General features: G+C 49.2%; 17 protein-coding genes. 15 read left to right on the top strand and 2 right to left on the bottom strand.

Features of this window, described 5'->3' with window-relative positions; translation table 11 throughout:
* Positions 1–21 precede the first annotated feature (21 nt).
* Entirely contained in the window at positions 22–1,563 is a 1,542-nt protein-coding gene (locus LC508_RS08085) for an ABC-F family ATP-binding cassette domain-containing protein (protein ID WP_103731432.1), read from the bottom strand.
* Between the two features lie 595 nt (positions 1,564–2,158).
* Positions 2,159–2,548, bottom strand: coding sequence for a hypothetical protein (locus tag LC508_RS08080; RefSeq protein ID WP_103731430.1), 390 nt, complete (start codon positions 2,546–2,548; stop codon positions 2,159–2,161).
* 278 nt (positions 2,549–2,826) lie between these two features.
* Between LC508_RS08080 and LC508_RS08075 the strand changes: the two genes are divergently transcribed.
* The 15 genes from LC508_RS08075 (at position 2,827) to LC508_RS08005 (ending at position 20,318) form a co-directional block, all read left to right on the top strand.
* On the top strand, positions 2,827–4,371 hold the full coding sequence (locus LC508_RS08075; protein ID WP_103731429.1) for an alanine/glycine:cation symporter family protein: 1,545 nt from the start codon (positions 2,827–2,829) through the stop codon (positions 4,369–4,371).
* Between the two features lie 252 nt (positions 4,372–4,623).
* On the top strand, positions 4,624–5,592 hold the full coding sequence (locus LC508_RS08070; RefSeq protein ID WP_103731428.1) for an ATP-binding protein: 969 nt from the start codon (positions 4,624–4,626) through the stop codon (positions 5,590–5,592).
* A gap of 29 nt (positions 5,593–5,621) precedes the next feature.
* Positions 5,622–8,477, top strand: coding sequence for an AAA family ATPase (locus tag LC508_RS08065; RefSeq protein WP_158587369.1), 2,856 nt, complete (start codon positions 5,622–5,624; stop codon positions 8,475–8,477).
* A gap of 151 nt (positions 8,478–8,628) precedes the next feature.
* Complete coding sequence (locus tag LC508_RS08060) at positions 8,629–9,009, top strand: RidA family protein (protein ID WP_158587368.1); 381 nt, start codon at positions 8,629–8,631, stop codon at positions 9,007–9,009.
* 14 nt (positions 9,010–9,023) lie between these two features.
* Positions 9,024–10,415, top strand: a complete 1,392-nt coding sequence (locus LC508_RS08055; protein WP_054353606.1) for a trimethylamine methyltransferase family protein — start codon at positions 9,024–9,026, stop codon at positions 10,413–10,415.
* A gap of 69 nt (positions 10,416–10,484) precedes the next feature.
* Positions 10,485–11,906: a sodium:solute symporter family protein gene (locus tag LC508_RS08050; RefSeq protein ID WP_033141373.1), complete on the top strand. Its 1,422-nt coding sequence runs from the start codon at positions 10,485–10,487 to the stop codon at positions 11,904–11,906.
* A 12-nt stretch (positions 11,907–11,918) separates the two neighbouring features.
* Entirely contained in the window at positions 11,919–12,197 is a 279-nt protein-coding gene (locus LC508_RS08045) for a hypothetical protein (RefSeq protein WP_033141374.1), read from the top strand.
* Positions 12,198–12,336: 139 nt separating this feature from the next.
* Positions 12,337–12,873 carry a hypothetical protein gene (locus LC508_RS08040; protein ID WP_033141375.1) on the top strand — a complete coding sequence of 179 codons (537 nt, stop codon included), beginning with the start codon at positions 12,337–12,339 and terminating at the stop codon, positions 12,871–12,873.
* Between the two features lie 12 nt (positions 12,874–12,885).
* Positions 12,886–14,418 carry an HAL/PAL/TAL family ammonia-lyase gene (locus LC508_RS08035; RefSeq protein WP_103731909.1) on the top strand — a complete coding sequence of 511 codons (1,533 nt, stop codon included), beginning with the start codon at positions 12,886–12,888 and terminating at the stop codon, positions 14,416–14,418.
* A 19-nt stretch (positions 14,419–14,437) separates the two neighbouring features.
* Positions 14,438–15,646, top strand: coding sequence for an aconitase X catalytic domain-containing protein (locus tag LC508_RS08030; protein ID WP_103731908.1), 1,209 nt, complete (start codon positions 14,438–14,440; stop codon positions 15,644–15,646).
* 1 nt (position 15,647) lies between these two features.
* Positions 15,648–16,073, top strand: coding sequence for an aconitase X swivel domain-containing protein (locus LC508_RS08025; RefSeq protein ID WP_033141378.1), 426 nt, complete (start codon positions 15,648–15,650; stop codon positions 16,071–16,073).
* Entirely contained in the window at positions 16,070–17,371 is a 1,302-nt protein-coding gene (locus LC508_RS08020; protein ID WP_033141379.1) for an aconitase X, read from the top strand. The genes LC508_RS08025 and LC508_RS08020 overlap by 4 nt, the downstream gene beginning before the upstream one ends.
* A complete protein-coding gene (locus LC508_RS08015; RefSeq protein WP_052099445.1) occupies positions 17,359–17,787 on the top strand; it encodes an aconitase X swivel domain-containing protein in 429 nt (142 codons plus the stop codon). Before LC508_RS08020 ends, LC508_RS08015 begins: the two co-directional genes overlap by 13 nt.
* Before the next feature lie 68 nt (positions 17,788–17,855).
* On the top strand, positions 17,856–19,241 hold the full coding sequence (locus LC508_RS08010) for a trimethylamine methyltransferase family protein (RefSeq protein ID WP_033141381.1): 1,386 nt from the start codon (positions 17,856–17,858) through the stop codon (positions 19,239–19,241).
* Between the two features lie 48 nt (positions 19,242–19,289).
* Positions 19,290–20,318 carry an Ldh family oxidoreductase gene (locus tag LC508_RS08005; RefSeq protein WP_033141382.1) on the top strand — a complete coding sequence of 343 codons (1,029 nt, stop codon included), beginning with the start codon at positions 19,290–19,292 and terminating at the stop codon, positions 20,316–20,318.
* Positions 20,319–20,335: the final 17 nt, after the last annotated feature.

The raw sequence follows: 20,335 nt of genomic DNA, 5'->3' as shown, positions 1-20,335 counted from the left end.
CGTTTCTATAACGCTTTGGCATTATTTTTTACGCATGATTTTTTCAATGTCAATGGTTCTGTGGACCAGGCCCCCATAGAAGGATTCTTCGTGGGAGACAAGAAGAATACTGCCCGGGAAGTCGAGAAGGGCAGTTCGCAGGGATTCTTTGGCCTGGATATCCAGATGATTTGTGGGCTCGTCCAGGATCAAAAAATTGCAGGGGGTGAGGGTGAGCAGGCATAGTTTGACCTTAGCCTGTTCGCCGCCGCTCAGTGTCCCGATGGCCTGGGATGCGTGTTTGCTTGTAATGCCGCAGAGGGAAAGGTGTTTTCGGATCTCTTTTACGTTCATGGCGGGAAACGCGTCAGATACGATCTGGACCGGAGTGAGAGTGCTGTTTGGCCAGAGCAGGTCCTGTTCAAAATATCCGGTCTTTACCTGTTCGGAAAAGGTATAGCTGCCCTTTTTTGCGGGGATTTGTCCCAGCAGTGTTTTGAGCAGTGTGGATTTACCGATACCGTTGAATCCTGTAATTACGGTTTTCTGTCCGCCTGTAATGGAAAAATCCAGATCAGATAAAAGGGGATAATGGTATCCCACGGACAGGCGATGTACAGACAGATGCTCCGCTGCAGTGAGCGGAAGGCCGGAAAAACGGAAATATGGTTTCAGTTCTTTTAAATCAAGCGCTTCCATTTTATCCATACGGTCCAATTGTTTTTGTCTGCCCCGGGCCATCCGGGATTTGCGGCCGGCTATATTTTTCCGGATAAATTCCTCGGTCTTTTTGATCTCTTTTTGCTGTGCGGAATACTGACGGATATAATCCTCACGGAGCAGAATCTTTTTCTTCAAAAACTCAGAATAGGTGCCATAGTATTTGGATATTCTGCTGTTGTCAATATCACAGATCCGGTTTGCTGTCTTTTCCAGAAAATCATAGTCGTGTGATACGATCAGGAAGGCATTATCAAGGGCTGAGAGATAGTCTGCCAGCCAGGCAACATGTTCTTTGTCAAGAAAATTGGTGGGTTCATCCAGAAGGAGGACGTCCGGTTTTTGGAGCAGCAGTTTTGCCAGAATGACCTTTGCACGCTGACCGCCGCTCATCTGTGACACCGGTCGGGAAAGGCCCAGGGATAAAAGGCCGAGGCCGGAGGCTACCTGTTCGATGCGGGTATCTATGGTATAGAATCCGCTTATTTCAAGTTCTTCCTGGCAGCCTGCTGCTGCCTTTAACGCGTCCATGTCCCCGGCAGCCTGCTCATAGAGGCTGTTCATTTTATCTTCCAAAACATAAAGGGAGTGAAACGCGGAGCGGAGAAAATCCTCCATGGTCATGCAGGGGTCGATCTGTGCATACTGGTCCAGATAGCCCACGGTTGTCTTCGGGTGCCAGGTGATCCGGCCTGCGTCTGGGATGAGCTGTTCTGTGCAGATTTTGATCAGGGTACTTTTCCCGGCACCGTTTTGGCCGACGATTCCTATGTGCTCTCCTTTGTTGAGTGTCATTTCGGCATCTTTAAACAGCCGGCCTTCGCCGAAGGTGTGTGTCAGGCCGGTGATTTCCAGTAAACTCATGGTTATATGTTTCCTTTCTTTTTTTACAGTCTGAAATTCTAAGTTGTGTGATCCGGTCTGTCTGCAGCCGTGTTTGGGTGACAAAAAAAGCAGAGGGCAGTGATACATTCTCATGTATCCGCCTTCTGCTGATGACACAGATTGTGGGAAGCAGAAATGATCTGCTTGCGTCTGCACGCATATCTCTGTAAAACAGCAAAAGGCTACAGACAAAACATTGTCCATAGCCTTTTACGCAGTATATAACGGGAAATAAAGCAATAAAACAAGAGAGCGCTGACCCGGCAGGGCAGTCCCTTCTTCTGAAATTTTATTCTTTTATTTCCCGATGAAATCTATAGCGTATATGATATGCCATACTCTGTACAATGTTTCATCGGTGCGGATGGTACAGAGATGGTCTTGGCAACTGGTTTTGGTTGGTTTGATAAATGATAACCCATTTTGAATCTCCTTACTGTTGATGCGGACAACTATAGCATATGCGTGCAGCTTTGTCAAATGAAATTTGGACGGTGTGCATGGTGGCGCTGTGTCATAATGGGGCGGCATGGGTGTAACTTGAGTGTTTGGGTGCAGCCGGATATTCATGAGCCTAATCGGAGAATTTTTTGTTGTATTGGAAGATGGGAACGAAGTCCTGAGTCCGGTTGGAAAACCTATCATTGTAATCCATGAGAGGAACGAAGTCCTGTACCTGACCGGAGAACGTATTGTTGTAATCCGTGAGAGGAACGAAGTTCTGTATCTGGCCGGAGAACGTATCATTGTATTCTGCAATAGGAACGAAACTGTGCTCCAGGGATGAAAATTGTCTATTATAGTTATTGATGGGGATTAAAATCTGTTCCTGGCCGGCAAACTGTTCATTATATTCCGATAAAGGTACAAATTTTTCCGTCGTTCCGGAGCTGACGGAAGAAAATCCTGCTGCAAGCAACAGAAAAGCACTGGCAGCCAAAGCAAATTTCTTTGATTTATTCATATATACGCACCTCCTATATTTCCCTGTGTTTCTATCTATATTGTACGATGTTTGTGTTTGTCTGTCAATAAATCGTGGACTCTGCACACTGTTTCTGCCAAGTCTGAAAATTCCGAACACGCAACACGATATGCAATAAAATAAACACACAAAAGGTTTACATTGCAAAAAATATCCCATATACTTGTAGTAACAACAGATTTATACGCCTGACAGAAAATACCCCTTCCATAATCACAGAAGGGTTCTGCAGTGCTGACAACTTAGGAGGGTAAAGTATGGAAGCAGTATTTGAAGGAATCAACAGTGTCTTCGGTTTTATCGGGCCGCTGTCTGATTTTTTGTGGGACTTTCCCACGAACTTTGCGTGGTATGCCAACATCCCTGTTCTGGGAAGTTTTTCGTTTGCGATCATCCTGCTTTTAGGGTCCGGTATCTTTTTCAGTTTTAAACTTGGATTTATGCAGGTCACGCATTTTAAAAAGGCAATTAAAATTCTCACAGAGAAGCGTTCCGTGGAGACTGGGATTTCTCCGCTTGCAGCGTTCTTCCTGAGTTCAGCCATGCGTGTAGGACCCGGCAATATCATCGGTGTGACAGGAGCCATCGCCGTTGGCGGACCCGGAGCCTTGTTCTGGATGTGGGTATCTGCTTTTTTCGGAATGGCAGTTGCTTATATGGAGGGTGTGCTGGCACAGATATTCAAGGAGAAAAAAGAAGAAGAGTTCGTAGGCGGTCTGCCTTTCTATGGAAGAAGACTATTGGGCAATAAGGTCTGGGTCGGTATATTTCTCTCTGTATTGTATATACTCTACGCTCTGTGCTGTCTTCCGGCCCAGGGATTTAATGTGGTATCATCTGTGGGGCGGATGGCAGAAATCGTGACGAATACCACCATTTCAACAGATTCCCTGTTCTATTATCTGGTGGGGGCAGGCATTATTCTCCTGACAGCAGCGATTGCTTTCGGAGGCATCAGGAAGGTGACCAAGTGGACAGACAAGATGGTGCCTGTCATGGCAGTTTTATATATTGTGGTGGTGCTGGTTTTAGTTGTGATGAATGTTAAAACCATTCCCTATTTCTTCCGGGCAGTGTTTGCCGGCGCCTTTAAGCCGGATGCCTTTTTCGGCGGTGTCTTCGGAACTGTTCTGGCGCAGGGGGTAAAGAGAGGACTGATGTCCAATGAGGCCGGACAGGGTACCATCACCATGTCAGCAGCAGCCGCAGATGCAAAGCATCCCTGCGAGCAGGGTATGATCGCCTCCATGGGTGTGTTCCTGGATACCATGGTCATCTGTACACTGACAGGCTTTGTAGTGGTCATGGCTCACTGCTGGAGCGGTGCAGGGGCGGAGTCATGGGCAGCGCTTGATAAGCTTCCGAAATTCACGGAATCCATTGCCGTGCTGACACCGGGGACAGCCATGAATGCTGTCATGACATTTCTGGTGACGCTGTGCTTCTGTCTGTTTGCCTTTACCTGTCTGCTGGGGATGATCAGCTTCTCCGAGATAGCGGCAAACAGGATCAGGAAAGATAAAATCTGTATGAATACCGTGCGGTGTATCGCGCTTTTTGTGGCAGCTTTCGGAATCCTCTGCAACATTGCAGGGCTGGAGCTGGGAAACCTGTGGGCATTCTCAGATCTGGGGAATATTTTGATCGTGTATTTCAACGTTCCCATTGTATATGTGGGGGCAAAGTATGTATTCCGGGCAACCAGGCATTATAAGAAACGTGACGGGACACCCTTTACTTCAAAGGTGATCGGAAGGGATGACTGTGAGTTCTGGGATAAGAAAGCAGAGGCAGAAGAATAAAAAGAACCGTGCAGGGCCGGGGAGACATCAATAGGAGGTTTCCCCGGCTTTTTCTGCCCATGGGCTATGCTGTAGACACAGGTGCTGATATCAGGTAGAATAGAGTAGATTTCCAACCGACGCCAGCCGACATTTTTCCGACAATCGGGCGGTACGCTTTTGTTAACTTTTTCTAACTATTTGTAACTATTCAGTCGGCTGAATAGTTACAACTGTATTTACGGATGAAAAACAGGAATTGGGGGATGAAGCATGAAAGATAATTACAAAAAAGCAATGGAAGTCTGGGAAGTCCCGGAAGAGTTTTATGAGGCAGCGGTTCCCATGTACCGCGGTTATGAAGCGGAGCTTGCCGCCATGTTCGGAAGAAATCCCGTATCCGGACAGGAAATCTGCCGACTGCTGAAGGAATGGGGGAAAGCGGAGCCGGAGAGGCTGCTTTTCGAGAGTTATCAGAGAAATGTACTGGAAAAATGCGAGGGGAACGAAAGCGGCAGCACATTTTACAAAATGACGGATTTTTATACCCGGTATCCGTATTTTGCCCAGTATGAACCGGAAGCTTACGGGGAATTCTCCCAGGAGACAGTGGACCGGTTAAATGCCTGGGATCTGAAGGTATACATGGATCGCACCTCACAGGCGGCCCTTGACATAGCGGCAGGAAAGGATGTGCCCATGCACCAGACACAGTACCTGACTCTGCAGGAGTCCTATGACATGATGGATACCCTGGGGGAGGAAATTTTGATCCTTCCGTGTAACTGCAAAGCCATGGGCAGATGTACGGAAAAGCCTGTGAATGTGTGTATCAATAAGCTGGAAAAGGGACCGAACACTCCCTATGACAGAAAACTGGGCAAAATCCTGACCCTGGAGGAGACCAAGGAACTCATCCGCCAGATCAACAAAAAAGGACTGATGCAGTCAGGGGAAAATAACGTGCTGTGCAACTGTGACGGCGTGTACTGTTATCCCACGAAAATGGCCAGGATACTGGGAACAAGGCTTCACTATCCCACATCCCACTATGAGACCCTGTGGGATGAAAGCATTTGTATTCAATGTGGGAAATGTACGAAGATCTGTAATTTCGGAGCGTTTTATAAAGACAAAGAAGGGAAAGTGAAGTTTGACCCTGAAAAATGCTGGGGCTGCACCATCTGTTCCGCAAACTGTCCCAAAGGCGCAATTACATTGAAGAAGAGAAGCGGGAAGTAATCTTACGGAAAATAGGTAAAGGTGAAAACATGGATAGAAGATATTCTCATGACATAGAAGTTCAGCTTTTAGGACGGCCGGGTGTACTACTTTTGGGGGAAAAGGTCTCTTTTCCTTATCAAAAGGTGGAGGGCCTGTTTTATTATTTATGTGTGAATAACCAGATATCCAGAAGCCAGGCAATCAGTGTTTTGTGGGCAGGGAGCAGTGAGGCAACAGCCAGGAAAAACCTGCGGGATGCTGTCTATAATATAAGAAAAGTGCTGGGGCAGGACATTCTGACTATGGAAGGCAACACCTTGATTGTCCTGAACCGCCAGATGGATATTGATATCGACATTGAACATGTCACAAGGGAAAACCTGCTGGAAAGCTGGAAGGGAGAATTCCTCCAGTTTTTCTTTGTGAAGAACTGCTATGAGTTTGAGGCGTGGGCGGAGGGAGAGCGTTTTGAACGGAAACGTACTTATCTAAAAGCGCTGCAGCTTAAGATCATGGGGCAGAAGACGGGACAGGGCCTTGATTTTCTGGAGGAGAGCGGCAGGATCCTCATACAGTCTGAAGTCCTGGATGAAGAACTGTACCGCAGCATCATGAAAAAACTGGCGGAGGCGGGAAGATATGTTCAGGCAATGGAGATTTTCCAGTCTTTGAAAGTATTTCTGGAAAGGGAAGTGGAGGAACTGCCGGAGGAGGAGACACAGGAGCTTTATGAGAAAATATCTGATATGAAAAACAGGCTGAAACGCCTGCCGGAAGAGAGAGGAGAGTATTTTTTCGGAAGAGCGGATATTCTCTATGATATTTACTCCAGAATCAACACAAAAGACGGGGATTCGGAGAGGCGCTGCCGTTCTTTTTTGATCACAGGGGAACCAGGCGTGGGGAAGAGCATGCTCCTGGAACAGATCCAGCGGATGGTGGAAGACTCAGACTATCTGGTGTTTACCTGGGTCTGCTGTGAGACGGAGAAGGACCTGTATCTGATGCCCTGGCATGGAATCATGGCGAAGGTGGATGAATACTGTAAGCGAAACGGGCTGGATGTAGAGTCCCCGACCGATATTCTGCTTCGGCAGAATGCCTCAGACGTGCAGTTTTTTATGACGCGATTTGAGATCCTGACAGAGTCTGTGTTCCGGTACCTGACAAAATATTTCCGGGACAGAAAAATCCTCTTATTTATTGATGATATCCAGTGGATGGATTCCATGAGCATGCGGCTTATGAGTAATCTCCTGTTCCGGATGGGGCAGGGGCAGATACTTGTGGTGGCTGCCAGCCGGGAGGATGACGGTGATGATATCAAGAGTTTTAAGATTCCGCTTATCGGAAGGGGAATCTTAAAGGAGATCGAGTTAAAGCCATTTACCCTGGAAGAGTCCAGGCAGATCATAGAGGAGACAGATGCGGGTCTTTTAAACAATCCGCAGCTTGTGGAGCAGATATACAGGAAGACTCAGGGGAATCCTTTGTTTTTTATGGAGTCCCTGCGGCTGTTTGCACGGCAGGAGGACGGCGCTGCATTTACAGACAGGATGACAAATGTGATCCAGAGCCGTCTGTTGAGCCTTTCAAGGCGGGAGCGGGTCATGCTGGATATTATCTCTATCTTTTCCATGCCCGTGACAAAAGAGGAGATCAATCAGATTCTGGGGATGGAGGAGCAGCAGCTTTTGCAGATACTGGAACCGCTGCTGGATAAAAAGCTTCTCTATGAAAAATTGGCGGGCGGAGAGGTGCATTATGGCTTCCGCCATCAGATCATCCGGGAGTATGTATACAGCAGCCTGTCAAAAGAGAAGAAGGACATATACCACAATTACATAGCCAGATATTACGAACAGGAGTATGGGAAGGACAAAAATCTGGGAACCTGTTCCCTGGTCATCCATCACTATGAGTGCTGTCATGACCGGTATAAAATGTACTGGTATAAGGTGGAATATCTGGAGGCGTTCTACCGGATCTCCTACGATTTCTATCCCATGCTGGCCAGAAAAGCCGTGTTCAGCGGCAATATCGACGGTTTTTCGGCTAAGGAAGATGAACTTGTGGAGCTGGCAGAGGAGATTCGGGCACTGCAGGAGACGGATTCCGGGATGACACCCATACGCATGCGGGTGGAATACCTGCTGGGGCGTTATGAGATGTTCGTCAGGGACTCTCAGAGAGGACGAAGCTGCATTGAGAAAAGCCTTGAACTGGCAAAGGAGATTCCGGACAGGGACTACATTTTCTATAATTACCTGCAGCTTATTCTGTATGGGGACCTGACAGGGCAGAACGCGTATATGCGTCAGGTGATCGAGACCTGTATGGAGTTTATGAAAGACTGCACCCGCCACCATCTGGAGGAGGAGTGTATGCTCATACGGTATCTGGGCATCTGTATGATGAAAGATGGTGAGTATGAGAAGGCGGAGAAGCTTTTTATGGAGGCTGTAAAACGTTTGGACCATACGGATGGCAGTACGGAACGCTACAGAAGGGAGCTGTCGGCCTGCCACCACGATATGGGCATCTGCTATATCCGTCAGAAAAAGTGGGAAAAGGCCTGTGTGTGCCTGAAACGAGCCGTGGAAATCGGGGAAAAATACATGATTTCCGGTGAGGCGGGGGTGTTCTACTCGGATATGAGCCTTGCGCTGTGCCGCATGGGAGACTGCAGCGGGGCAGAGCGATTTGCCGAAAAAGCCCGTACCTGTTTTGTCCGGGCAGGATCCCTGTGGGGAGAGGCAAAAACGGAGCTTTGCTATGCGCTGATCAAGGAGGCCCAGGGGGAACCGGAGGAGGGAAAACGCCGCCGGGAACTTGCGGACAGGATAGCAAAAAAACTGGACAGCAGATTTTTGTGGGAAGAACTGAAGAGCATGGAAAGTTAAGAAAGGCACGGGGAGAAGATCCTCGTGTCTTTTGTTAGATAAACTTAAGATTATGAAAAAAATATTGGACAGCAGACGGTTTTCCGACGAATTGCTGGTACAAATAGTTTATCAGTCAGATGACGAAAAACGGAAAGGAGTAACAGCAGAAATGAAGAAAGAAGTATTCACCCCAAAAGGAATGAAAGTGTTCGGGGGACCTGTGGCTGAGGCAGCCATTGCAGGAGGATTTGCATTTGTTTCGGGACAGATCGCCCTGAATCCTGAGACCGGTGAGATCATTCACGGAACCATCCAGGAGGAGACGAGAGCAGCCCTCAGTAACCTGAAACTGTTGGTGGAGGAGATGGGAGCTACGCTGGAGGATGTGGTGAAATGTGATGTGTTTTTATCTACAATGAAAGACTTTGATGCCATGAATGAAATATATACAGAATTTTTCGGCACCGAATGCCCCCCTGCCAGATGCGGCGTTGCCCTTGAACTGTGGGGCGGTATGAAGATTGAAGTGGGAGCCATTGTAAAATTGTAAACGGAGGATGGCATATGTTAATAAACCAGATAAAACAAACAGACCTGGAAACGATTCATGAAAAGACCCTGTATCTGCTGGAACATATGGGTGTGGATTTTGAACATCCCGAGCTTTTGGAGCTGTACAGAAAACAGGGCATCCGCACAGAGGGAAACCGTGTGTATTTCGACAGAAAGACAGTGGAGCGGGCACTGTCCACAGTACCGCCCAGTTTTGTGCTGAAGACACCTTTTGAGGAACTGAAGATCGGGGAAGGCGGACAGGCTATCAGTTCCGCGTCAGGGGCCAGGAAGATTCTTAGGGACAATCAGGTATACGACCCGACTCCTGAGGATTATGTGAATATCCGCAAACTGGATGCGTCAAGCAGCATGATCAATCTGTCAAGCTCACCGCTTACCTATATCCCTGCATTTCCAAAGGAGAGGGCAGAGGTGATCAAGGGAGCGCTTACGCTTAAATATTCCACGCATCCTGTCATCATGTCCTGTTTCGGAAAGACAGACGCGGAGGAGACCATACAGCTCGCCCGAGATTTTTACGACACGGACGAGGGGTACTATACCATCGGTGTGGGAAATGTGATCTCACCCATGCGCTATGCAAAGGATGACATAGAAGGACAGCTTGCCTATACAAAGAGAAATCTCCCTGTGGTGATTGCCTGCTGCGCGATTCCCGGCATGACAAGTCCTGTGACTCTGGGCGGCACCATTGTCCAGAATAATGCAGAGGTACTTGCAGGTGTCATCATGACCCAGCTTGTCAACCCCGGCGCCCCGGTTATCTACGGAAATACCACCTATGTCTCCAACATGAGAAAGGCCATGCCGGTTTCTTGGGGTTGTGAGGAGGCACTGTTTATCCAGTACGCAAAGGCAATGGCGGATTACTATCACGTGCCCTGCCGTACCGGCGGCTCCCTGTCCATGGGAAAAGAACTGGATTACCAGAACGGCGCGGAGACAGCCATGTCCCTTATGACCAGCCTGGATGTAAAGGCAGATTTTATTTTCCACTCCTTCGGCGAGATGGACGGTCTGAATGTGTTCAGCTTCGAGAAATATGTGCTGGATGAGCAGATCATGGAAGCCAGAAAGTCCGTGGAGCGTATCGACATTTTCTCAGAGGAAGATATGGACCTGGAAACCATTCAGGAAGTAGGACCGGGAGGAAATTACCTGGCAGAGGAGGAGACTATTCTGCGCTACCGCACGGAAATTTACTATCCGGAGCTTTACAGCATGGAAAACTATGCGGAGTGGGAGCGCAGCGGAAGAGTGTCCGTGGAGCAGAAAGCAAAGGAACGGGTGGAAAAACGCCTGAAAGAATACACGGCGCCGGAGTATACAGAAAAACAGAAGGCTGTGCTTAAAAAAGCTCTTGAGGGATTTGACCTGTAACAGAATGAGAGCATACAGCCTGTCGCTGTGTGCTGAAAAGGAAAAGCAAAAGAAGAGGGAGGTTGTTCTATGACCATTATTGATAATGTAGTAGTTGTTGTATGCTTCATCGGCATTCTGCTGGTAGGGTATTATTTTTCCAAAACATCCCAGGATATGGACAGTTTCTATAAAGCGAACCGGGCCCTGCCCTGGTCACTGGTAGTCGGCACGCTGATGGCATCCTGGTACGGCGGCGCAGGTGTTGTGGGTACAGTTGGATATTCCACTACAATGGGCTTTGCGGGATTCTTTATCTGGTCCATCGGTGCCCATGCGGTGCGTTTTCCGCTGGCTCTGTGGGTGGCGCCCAGAATCTCCGTAAAGGCAAAGGGGACCATTCCGGACCTTCTGCGGGTTAATTACGGTAAATTTGCTGCTGTTTTAGGTGCTGTTGTTATTGTTATCAGTTGTCTTTCTATAGGCGAGATCGCAGCAGTCGGGTATGTAGGAGAGGGTGCATGGCACGCAAATAAGATTCTGGTTGCAGCTATCGTGGTAGCCCTTTCCATTGGGGTTACCTGTCTGGGTGGTCTGATGGGGGTAGCTGTAACGGATATGATTTTCTTCTTCCTGATGGTTACCTGTGTATCGGCTGCATTTCCAAAACTGTTTTTCAGTGTCGGAGGACTGGATGGCATCAAGGCAGCACTGAGCGGTCCGGCTCCCGAGATGCTCACTGCATTCGGCGGAATTCCGATTCCGCAGGCGGCAATCCTGATCATTCTCTGTATCAACCTGTATAAAGACCCAACATTTTATCAGAGGTTTGCAGCAGCCAACTCTCCGAAAACAGGTAAAAGAGCCATGCTTTTATGCTTCTCTATCTGGCTCTCTTTTGATGTTGTAACTATTATGACAGGAACCATTATCCGCGTGCGTGATACTGCACTGGCTGTTCAGCCGGAGGTTACCTATGTGGCAACTGTTGTGGAATACCTGCCTGTAGTGGCAAAAGGATTGTTCATTGTAGGTATTCTGGGAGCCATTATCTCAACTCTGGACAGTTACTATCTGATTGGCGGTGAAATCATCTCCAATGATATTATTTATATGCTCAGAGGAGACAGAAAGCTGAAAGATAAGGTCAGTATTACAATAACGAGAATAGCAGCAGTGATCTTTGGTATTATCGGTCTTTTCACTGCATTCAGATTTGACCGGGTGTATGATGCATATCTGTTTTTAAGCAGTATCAGTATGACACTATTATTTGTGCCTATTATTGCAGCTCTTATGTATGACGGCAAAAAGACTACGGTGGCAGGTGTTGCCAGTATGGTCGTGGGCGGTGTCATCTGGATTTTGTTCCAGTATGTATGCCCTGTGTCTATATCAGGAGTAGCGATCGATCCCGTTCTCATCGGTCTGCCTCTTTCCTTTGTGGCTTTCCTGATCGGAAACCGTTTTGGAAAGGATCTGAACGCAGAACGCAGGCTGAAAGGGTTGTAAGGAGGAAAAAATATGAAAGATTCTAAAAAAGATATGAGTGAATTGACTGAGCAGGAAAAATCAGAACTGAAAGTGGAATGGCTGGGAGTAGACGGTGCCCTGGTATTGCTCTATATTGCGCTGGCATGTATCTACGGATACGGAATGCTGAACAGCATTGATTTTATCATTGGAATTATGGCCCCGGGAATTGCAATCCTCATCACAGTGGGGGTTTTCCTGAAATATTGTACAGAGGTATTTTCTTTTGCCACAGGCAAAAAGGGCGGCGATAAGTCAAAGAAAGAATAGAGAAAACACAAAACAAAGATGCTTCGTGCAGGGCTGCAGTGCAAAGAAGGCGCAGCCCTGTACAGGATAAAGAACGTAACAGAGGAACGGCGGCTCATGGCGGGCCGGAAGATAAGGATTTGCACGGAGGTATGGCTTTATGAAAATAGAATGTTTTCCTGTAAAAATGAAAGAGGAAGAGGCTCTCAGAATCGCAAAAGGAGGAAAGAACCCTATTGTACGGGCGCTGTTTGGCAGAAAGAAGATCAACCTCCGTGTTATGTATCTGGAGAGCCGTTATATCACTTATGAAATGACATACAAAGATAATATTATTGTAAAGGCGATCAAGAAGAAAAAAGAAGAGGACAGACAGAAGATCCGTGTTATGGTGGAAGCTACCACCTGCAGTGCATCTTATGTAGAAGATGACATTGAAACTGAAGTAAAAGAAATAGAAGAAAATGATATCCAGCCCACGTATTACGAAGACAAGAGACTCACCGACTGCGGCGCCATTATGGCAACCCGGATGGTGAGGCGTCATATGGGCAGGAATTTATCTATAAAGCCCGTTGAGGAGCGCAAGGTCTACCGCCCGTTTTACATTGCTATCTATGGAGATATGGTGGAAGGGACAAAGGCAAGATATATGCCCATAGCGGCAGACGGAAATATAGTGTGCAGAAATTTTTAAAGGGGAAAGCAGATGAAAGCAGAAGAGATAAAAAAAGTAGTATTAGGCGAAAAAATGACCATAGAAGAGTTCATGGCAGTGGCACGTTTTCACGCGGAGGTGGAATTTTCGGAAGCGTACAGAGAGCGTGTGGAAAAATCCAGGAAGATCGTTGAGACATGTGTGAATGAGGCGCGGGTAGTATACGGCACCACCACAGGCTTCGGTGCTCTGGTCACAAAGACCATAGGAAAAGAGGACGCGGAAAAATTACAGAGAAATATTATTCTGACACACTCTACCAGTGTCGGAGAACCTTTTAAGGAGGAGGAGGTAAGGGCCATTATCCTGATGGTCCTGCAGAGTCTCGGCATGGGAGTCAGCGGTGTGCGGATAGAGCTTTTGGAGCATTATCGGGATTTCCTGAACAGGAATCTGATTCCCTACACGCCCAGGGAAGGCTCTGTGGGATATCTGTGTGCGGAGGGCCACATTGCGGCGGTATTACTGGGAGAGGGAAGGGCCTATTACAAAGGAGAACTCTCAGACAGTAAAACAGCGCTTTGCAAAGCGGGAATGGCGCCTTTTGCCCCCAGTTATAAGGAGGGCCTGGCACTTCTTAACGGGACTTCTTCCCCCACTGCCCTTGCTGCCATCGGTATATATGACCTGTTAAAAGCCGTGGAATCCGCTGACGTGGTGGCTGCCATGTCCTTTGAGATGCTGAACGGACTTCTGCGCGCCTATGACGAGAGAGTATTGAACTGCCGTCCCCAGAAGGAGCTTCTGGAGACTGCGGATATCATCAAGCGTATGCTGCGCGGTTCCCAGGTGACGAAAAAGGCAGAGGGGACTCATGTACAGGACCCCTTATCCCTCAGATGTATTCCGCAGCTTCACGGCGCGGTGAAGAAAACCCTCAGGGATGCCTGGGCAGCCATTGAGGTGGAGATCAACGGATGCGCGGACAATCCGATCGTATGCGGAGAGCCGGACGATCCCCAGGTGTTCTCCAATGGGAATCCGGATGCCTCCTATGTGGGAATCGAGATGGATTCCGCCTGTATCGCAGCCACAGCGGCAGCGAAAATGTCAGAGCGCAGAAATGTCCGTTTCCTGGACGAAAAACTGTCTGCGCACCCTTATTTCCTGATCAAAAAGCCGGGCCTGAATTCCGGCCTTATGATACCCCAGTATACGCAGGCAGGTCTGCTGAATGATATGAAGATCTTATCCGCCCCTGCATCTGTGGACAGTGTGACCACAAGCGCCAACCAGGAGGACTATGTATCCATGGGATACAATGCCTGCAAAAAGGCGCTTAGCATAGCGGAAAAATTTGAGTATATCCTGGCCATCGAACTGCTCTCCGCTTATCAGGCGCAGCAGTTTGTGGATGATTCCCTGGCAAGGGGTGAGGGAACAGCAGCCGTACTGGAAGTGATGAAAGATCTGGTTCCTGTCATGGAGGAGGATATCTATATTTATCCTTACCTGGAAAAATTAAAAGACTGGATTCACGACGGCGGACTTTTAAACAGCGCCCGCGTTGTACTGGAAAAGTAAAATAAACGGAGGTTTTTAAATGCAGTTAACACAGCACCAGCAGGATATGCTGGATGGAAAATACGGAAAAGGGACAGCGTACGCCATGAAAATACAGGCGGCCATCGGTGAGTCCTTCGGAGCAGAGAGGATGGTTCCCATCACCAGGGCACATGTGGCCCTGTCAAATCAGGAGGCAGACCTGTGGTTTGCGGAGAAAATGCTGGCAGGAGGCGCAAAATGCCGCGTGACACCTACCGTCAATCCGGGTTTCTGTCTGGAATTTTTCAAAAACAGGGATATGGTAGCACCGGAGTATGCGGATCTGATGCAGAGAACGCACAACGCCTACAAAGCACTGGGCGCACAGCTTTCCTACAACTGTACCCCTTATATTGACACCAATGTACCGAATTACAGGGAAGTGATCGCCTTTTCTGAGTCCAGCGCCACACCTTATGCCAATGCCGTGTGGGGTGCCAGGACAAACCGGGAGGGCGCAAACAGCGCGCTCTGTGCAGCCATCACAGGCTATGTGCCGGAGTACGGCCTTTTGCTTGATGAGAACAGAAAGGGCGATATTCTGGTAGAGATCCGGGCAGATGTGAAGAATGATTTTGACTATCATATCATCGGCATGCTGGGCAAGAAGATCGGGGAGGGGATTCCCGTATTCACCGGCTTTCCGAAAGAGACTATCACCAAGGAAGCACTGAGAAATCTGGGCGCCCAGCTCAATACTTCAGGTGCCTACGGCATGTATCATATTGTGGGATTTACACCGGAAGCGCCTGATCTGGAAACTGCGTTTGGAGGCAGGACACCAAAGAGGACCGTTGTGATTACCAATGAAGATAAGGAAGCGATCTTAAAAGAAATCTCTCTGGACGGCAGCAGAAAAATTGATTTTGCCATGTTCGGATGCCCCCACTTCACCCTGGAGGAAGTAAAATATATTGCGGAGAAGCTGGCAGGAAAAAAACTGGAAAAGGAAATGTGGATCCTCACATCCAGCCATGTAAAGGAAATGGCAGTCCGTATGGGATTTGATGAGATTATCACGAAAGCAGGGGGCTTTATCGTCCCGGACAGCTGTCCGGACCAGCCCTGCTGGCGTCACCTGACGGGCAAGGTGGGCATCACGGAGTCACCGAAATGTGCTTACTATCCCCAGCGAAGAGGCATTCATTTTGTCATCCGCGACCTGGATACATGTATCGAAGCAGCACTTACAGGGGAGGTAAAATAACATGGGAAAAAGATTTACATGCCATAAAATTTCTGAGGGCCGCGCAGAGGCACAGGCCGTTGTGTCAAAAGACCATATTATGTTCTATCTGATAGACCCTGCCACAGGCACCGTCATAGAGAAGGCCCATGATCTGGAGGGAAGATCCGTTGCCCATAAGGTGCTTATCTTCCCGGGCGGTAAGGGCAGCTCCGTGGTACAGGCAGACGGCCTCTACCAGTTAAACCTGAAGGAAAACGCACCGGCTGCTATGATCATTGAGCACCCCGAAACCGTTCTGGTATCCAGTGCCATCATCATGGAGGTGCCCATGGTGGACAGAGTAGAGCCTGCATTTTATGAAACTGTGAAGGACGGAGACAGGATCGTGGTAGATGCAGACCGGGGGTTCATTGAGATCCTGGAGGAAACGGAGGAGAGCAAGTGATTCAATTGACGAAGGAAGAGCAGGATATCCTGGACGGCAGAGAGGGAAGGCTCCGTCAGACAGCACTGGAGAATATTGTGCGCTATGCTCAGGTGCTCGGCGCCGAAAAGCTCTGTAAAGTGACGAAAGCCACTGTATTCTGCGGTAATCACAATTACCTGAATGTCTGTGAGTGCGGGGATTTCCATGATGTATTTACCAGGATGAATCTGGCACGCGATGAGAGAATCGTCTTTGACAGCGTGGATAAGGACTGTTATGTGCAGTCCTGCGTGGCTGCCAGCGATCAGTTTGACTATGAGATCTTTGACCAGCCGAAGGAGGAGTTTGACAAGAACAGCTATTATCTGGAGGAATCCAGAAAAGCGGGGGTCACCATAGCCGGCTCCTGTTCCCCTTATCTGATGGGGTGGCTGCCTGTTCGCGGAGAGCATTTTGTGACGACAGAGTCAGGGGTTACCATTATAGGCAACTCCATCTGGGGCGCATGCTGCAACGCGGATGGGATAGAGGCGGCTTTCTGGTCAGCGATCTGCGGCAGGACACCATACTGGGGATACCATGTGAAGGAAAACCGTTACGGCACCCATCTCATACATGTGGATGCAGCGCTTGACTCTCCACTTGAATGGGAAGTGCTCGGCAAGGCCATGGGAAAACGCCTGCCTCTGACCGGATGTACACCGGTGCTCACCGGCAATTTTGAGGGCGTGGATTTTGTGAAGCTGAAAAGCTTTTTTACGGCCCTTGCCATTACCACCAACTGCCGGATGTGCCATATTGTGGGAATCACGCCGGAAGCCAATACACTGGAGGAGGCTTTCATGGGACATGAGGTGCAGGAGGAATTTACTTTGACAGAAAAGGATATCCGCACAGCCTATGAGGCGCTCTGTGAGACGGAAGAAGGTTCTGTGGATCTGGTCAGCCTGGGCTGTCCCCACTATGATATCCATCAGATCAAGGAAGTCGCTGATTATATTTGTGGAAAAAAAATACACGATGGTGTAAGATTTATGGTATGGACCGTGTATCCGATCAAGGCCATGGCGGATTTAAACGGATATACGAAGATCATCGAAGATGCCGGGGGAACCATACAGACAAGTACCTGTCCGGTCACCATCGGAGACTGTTTCCTGAAGCACTACAAAGGGCAGGCTTACGACAGCCTGAAGCAGTCCGGAAGCGTGCGTTCAGACGGCTGTGCCGAGCGTGTTTATTATACGGATAAATACCGCTGCATGGATGCGGCAGTTTCCGGTGTGTGGAAGGAGGAATACCGGTGGAAAAAATAGTTCTGCAGGGCAGAGGCGTCATACCGGGCATTGTGGAAGGGGAAGCACTGGTGTGTGCCGACAGTATTACGGGATGGGGCGGCATTGACCCTAAAACCGGTGTGATAAAAGATTATGAGAACATCAACAAAGGGAAGAGCATAAAAGACACGATTCTGATCATGCCGGGCAGCAAGGGGTCCAACGGATGGTCCTGTTATTTCGGGGCTGCCAGGGCTGCCGGTTCTGCGCCAAAGGGCTGGGCATTTTCCAGAATAGACAGCAGCGCAGGGGTGGCAAGCGCTGTTATGCAGATTCCCACCGTGGTGGATTTTTCCAAGGAGGATGACCCCTGCGTGCGGGTGAAGACAGGAGACTATGTGAGGCTTGACGGAACAAAAGGCACGCTGGAGATCCTGAAGACATCTTCGCAGTGAAGAAAAAGTGATAGATTGAAGGCCGGGACCATGGCAGAGCCGGCACAGGAAGAGAGGAATAACCTGCTATGCTCGTGAAGAAGATTAAAGATTCAGAAGTGCAGATGATTCATGAGAAGTCTCTGGAAATTCTGGAGAGTGTGGGCGTGAATTTTGAACACCGGGAAATTCTGGAGGTATTCAAAAAAAGAGGAATCCGGGTGGATGGACAGAGGGTGTATTTTGAACGCTCTCTGGCAGAGGAGATATTGAGAGGACTGAAACCCAGCTTTACCATAGAGACACCTTTTGCCAGCCTGAAAATAGGGGATGGAGGAAAGGCCATCTCCACTGCCTCAGGTGCCATGACCATATTGAGAGACGGGGAGATCTGTACCCCGACAGTAAAAGATTATATTGATGCCACGAAGATGGATGAGACCAGCCGTTTTGTCAATCTGTGCTGTGTGCCGGGTATCTATGCCTCGGGCCTTCCGGACGGCAAGGTGGAACTGTTAAAGACGGTCCTGAGCCTGAAATACTCCAAAAAGCCACTGATCGCGTCCTGCGAAACAGGAAAAAGCGCTGCGGAGTCCATTGCATTCATCCGGGACTTTTACGGTGAGACGGGAGAATATTTTACGATCGGTGTGGAGAATGTCATCTCCCCGCTTCGATACAGCAGGGAGGACGTGGCAGCGACCCTGGCCTATGTCAAGCAAAACCAGCCGGTTGTCATCACCTGCTGTTCCGCACCCGGCATGACCAGCCCCATCACGGTGGGCGGGACTGTAGTGCAGAACAATGCGGAAGTACTGGCAGGCATTATTATGACCCAGGTGGTAAATCCTGGTGTTCCGGTGGTCTACGGCAATGTGACTTACAGCGCGGACATGCGCAAGGCAGTTCCCATTTCCTGGGGGCCGGAGGTTGCGGTGTTTATGCAGTACGCTAAGGCCATGGCTGATTTTTACGGTATTCCCTCCCGGGTGGGAGGCTCCCTGTCAGGCGCAAAGCAGCTTGACTGGCAGGACGGCGCGGAGACTGCCGTGTCACTCATGACCACCTTTGACTGTGATACGGATTTTATTTTCCATGCGTTTGGTGAGATGGACTGTTTAAATGTATTCAGCCTGGAAAAATACGTGCTGGACGAGGAGCTGCTGGAAGCCAGATTCTCCGTGGAGAACTGCGATTATATAACAGAGGAAGCCATTCATATGGACATGATCAAACGAGTGGGACCGGGGGGGACCTACATGCTGGAGGATGAGACACTGGAGCTGTATCAGAAAGAGCTGTTTCACCCCAGGCTGTTCAACAGTGAGATCTACCACAACTGGAAGCAGCTCGGCATGCCCTCTGTCATCTTAAAAGCCCAGGATATGGTGAGAGAGCGTCTGGATGCCTACTGTCTGCCTGTCTATGATAAACGGCAGACACAGATGCTGGATGAGCTTCTGGCAATTCTGTGAGAAGAGTAACTGTGAGGGTACGATACAGTTACAGAGAGGATAAATGTTATGGGTGTTACAGTAAAAATAGAAGAGATAAAAGAGCTGATGAGAAAGGCTCTGGCTTTAAGGGGAATTACGGGGGAATACGCGGAATTCATGATCTCCGATTATCTGGAATCAGAGCTGGAGGGGCACAGGACCCATGGCCTGTCAAAATTCCTGACGGTGGATGCAGGCCTTTCCAGGAGAAGCGGAGAGATGAAGCTGTTAAAACAGAAGGGCTGTTATGCCCAGGTAGATGGTAACGGAGAACTGGGCCATATCGCGGCACTGTATTCCACCAATCTGGCCATCGCCGCGGCAAAGGAACACGGCGTGGGAATCACGGCGCTGAAAAATGTGGGCCGCTATTCAAGGATCACCCCTTATGCCAGAAAGATATCGGGGGAGGGTCTTGTGGGTATGATCACCAACAACGGAGGCCCGGCCTGTGTGGCTCCCTTTGGAGGGGCAAAAGCCATGTTCGGTACAAATCCCCTTTGTTTTTCTTTCCCAAGCGGCAGGGGAAAGCCCTATGTATTTGACTTTGCCACCTCCCAGAAGGTCTGGGGAGAAGTGCGTCAGGCGATTGTGGAGAACCGCCCTCTGCCGGACAACTGTTTTATAGACGGGGAGGGAAATTTTACCACAGACCCGGAGAAAGCGGAGGCAGGCGTGCCCTTCGGCGGACCGAAAGGCTATGCCCTCTGTTATGCGCTGGAGGTGATGACCGGTGCTTTTGTGGGGGCGAAAATGGGTTACAACGCCAGGGATGAATATGATCTGGGTTACCTGTTTGTGGCATTTTCCCCGGAGATGTTCACAACTCTGGATACCTTTACAGAGGAGGTGGATGCCCTGGCCGGCGATGTGCGCGGCTGCCCGCCTATGAAACCGGGCGGTCAGGTGTTTGTACCGGGTGAAATATTCGGGAGCAGGCCGATAAGCCAGATTCCGTCGGATGAGGCGGAAGTGGAGGAAGATGTCTACCGGAGGCTGAAAATCATGAGCGTGTCCCTGGAAGGCGGATACGAGAACAATAAAAAACTGAACTGAAATGCGCACGCAGCGGC

The sequence above is a fragment of the Blautia parvula genome, assembly GCF_020215665.1.
GTDB classification, from domain to species: domain Bacteria; phylum Bacillota; class Clostridia; order Lachnospirales; family Lachnospiraceae; genus Blautia; species Blautia celeris.
The sequence above is the reverse complement of the archived record's forward strand: the minus strand, read 5'-3'. Positions and strand labels throughout refer to the sequence as shown.

Coding starts and splice junctions, on each gene's coding strand:
- LC508_RS08085 (WP_103731432.1), bottom strand. CDS start 1,563: ATGAGTTTACTGGAAATCACCGGCCTGACACACACCTTCGGCGAAGGC.
- LC508_RS08080 (WP_103731430.1), bottom strand. CDS start 2,548: ATGAATAAATCAAAGAAATTTGCTTTGGCTGCCAGTGCTTTTCTGTTG.
- LC508_RS08075 (WP_103731429.1), top strand. CDS start 2,827: ATGGAAGCAGTATTTGAAGGAATCAACAGTGTCTTCGGTTTTATCGGG.
- LC508_RS08070 (WP_103731428.1), top strand. CDS start 4,624: ATGAAAGATAATTACAAAAAAGCAATGGAAGTCTGGGAAGTCCCGGAA.
- LC508_RS08065 (WP_158587369.1), top strand. CDS start 5,622: ATGGATAGAAGATATTCTCATGACATAGAAGTTCAGCTTTTAGGACGG.
- LC508_RS08060 (WP_158587368.1), top strand. CDS start 8,629: ATGAAGAAAGAAGTATTCACCCCAAAAGGAATGAAAGTGTTCGGGGGA.
- LC508_RS08055 (WP_054353606.1), top strand. CDS start 9,024: ATGTTAATAAACCAGATAAAACAAACAGACCTGGAAACGATTCATGAA.
- LC508_RS08050 (WP_033141373.1), top strand. CDS start 10,485: ATGACCATTATTGATAATGTAGTAGTTGTTGTATGCTTCATCGGCATT.
- LC508_RS08045 (WP_033141374.1), top strand. CDS start 11,919: ATGAAAGATTCTAAAAAAGATATGAGTGAATTGACTGAGCAGGAAAAA.
- LC508_RS08040 (WP_033141375.1), top strand. CDS start 12,337: ATGAAAATAGAATGTTTTCCTGTAAAAATGAAAGAGGAAGAGGCTCTC.
- LC508_RS08035 (WP_103731909.1), top strand. CDS start 12,886: ATGAAAGCAGAAGAGATAAAAAAAGTAGTATTAGGCGAAAAAATGACC.
- LC508_RS08030 (WP_103731908.1), top strand. CDS start 14,438: ATGCAGTTAACACAGCACCAGCAGGATATGCTGGATGGAAAATACGGA.
- LC508_RS08025 (WP_033141378.1), top strand. CDS start 15,648: ATGGGAAAAAGATTTACATGCCATAAAATTTCTGAGGGCCGCGCAGAG.
- LC508_RS08010 (WP_033141381.1), top strand. CDS start 17,856: ATGCTCGTGAAGAAGATTAAAGATTCAGAAGTGCAGATGATTCATGAG.
- LC508_RS08005 (WP_033141382.1), top strand. CDS start 19,290: ATGGGTGTTACAGTAAAAATAGAAGAGATAAAAGAGCTGATGAGAAAG.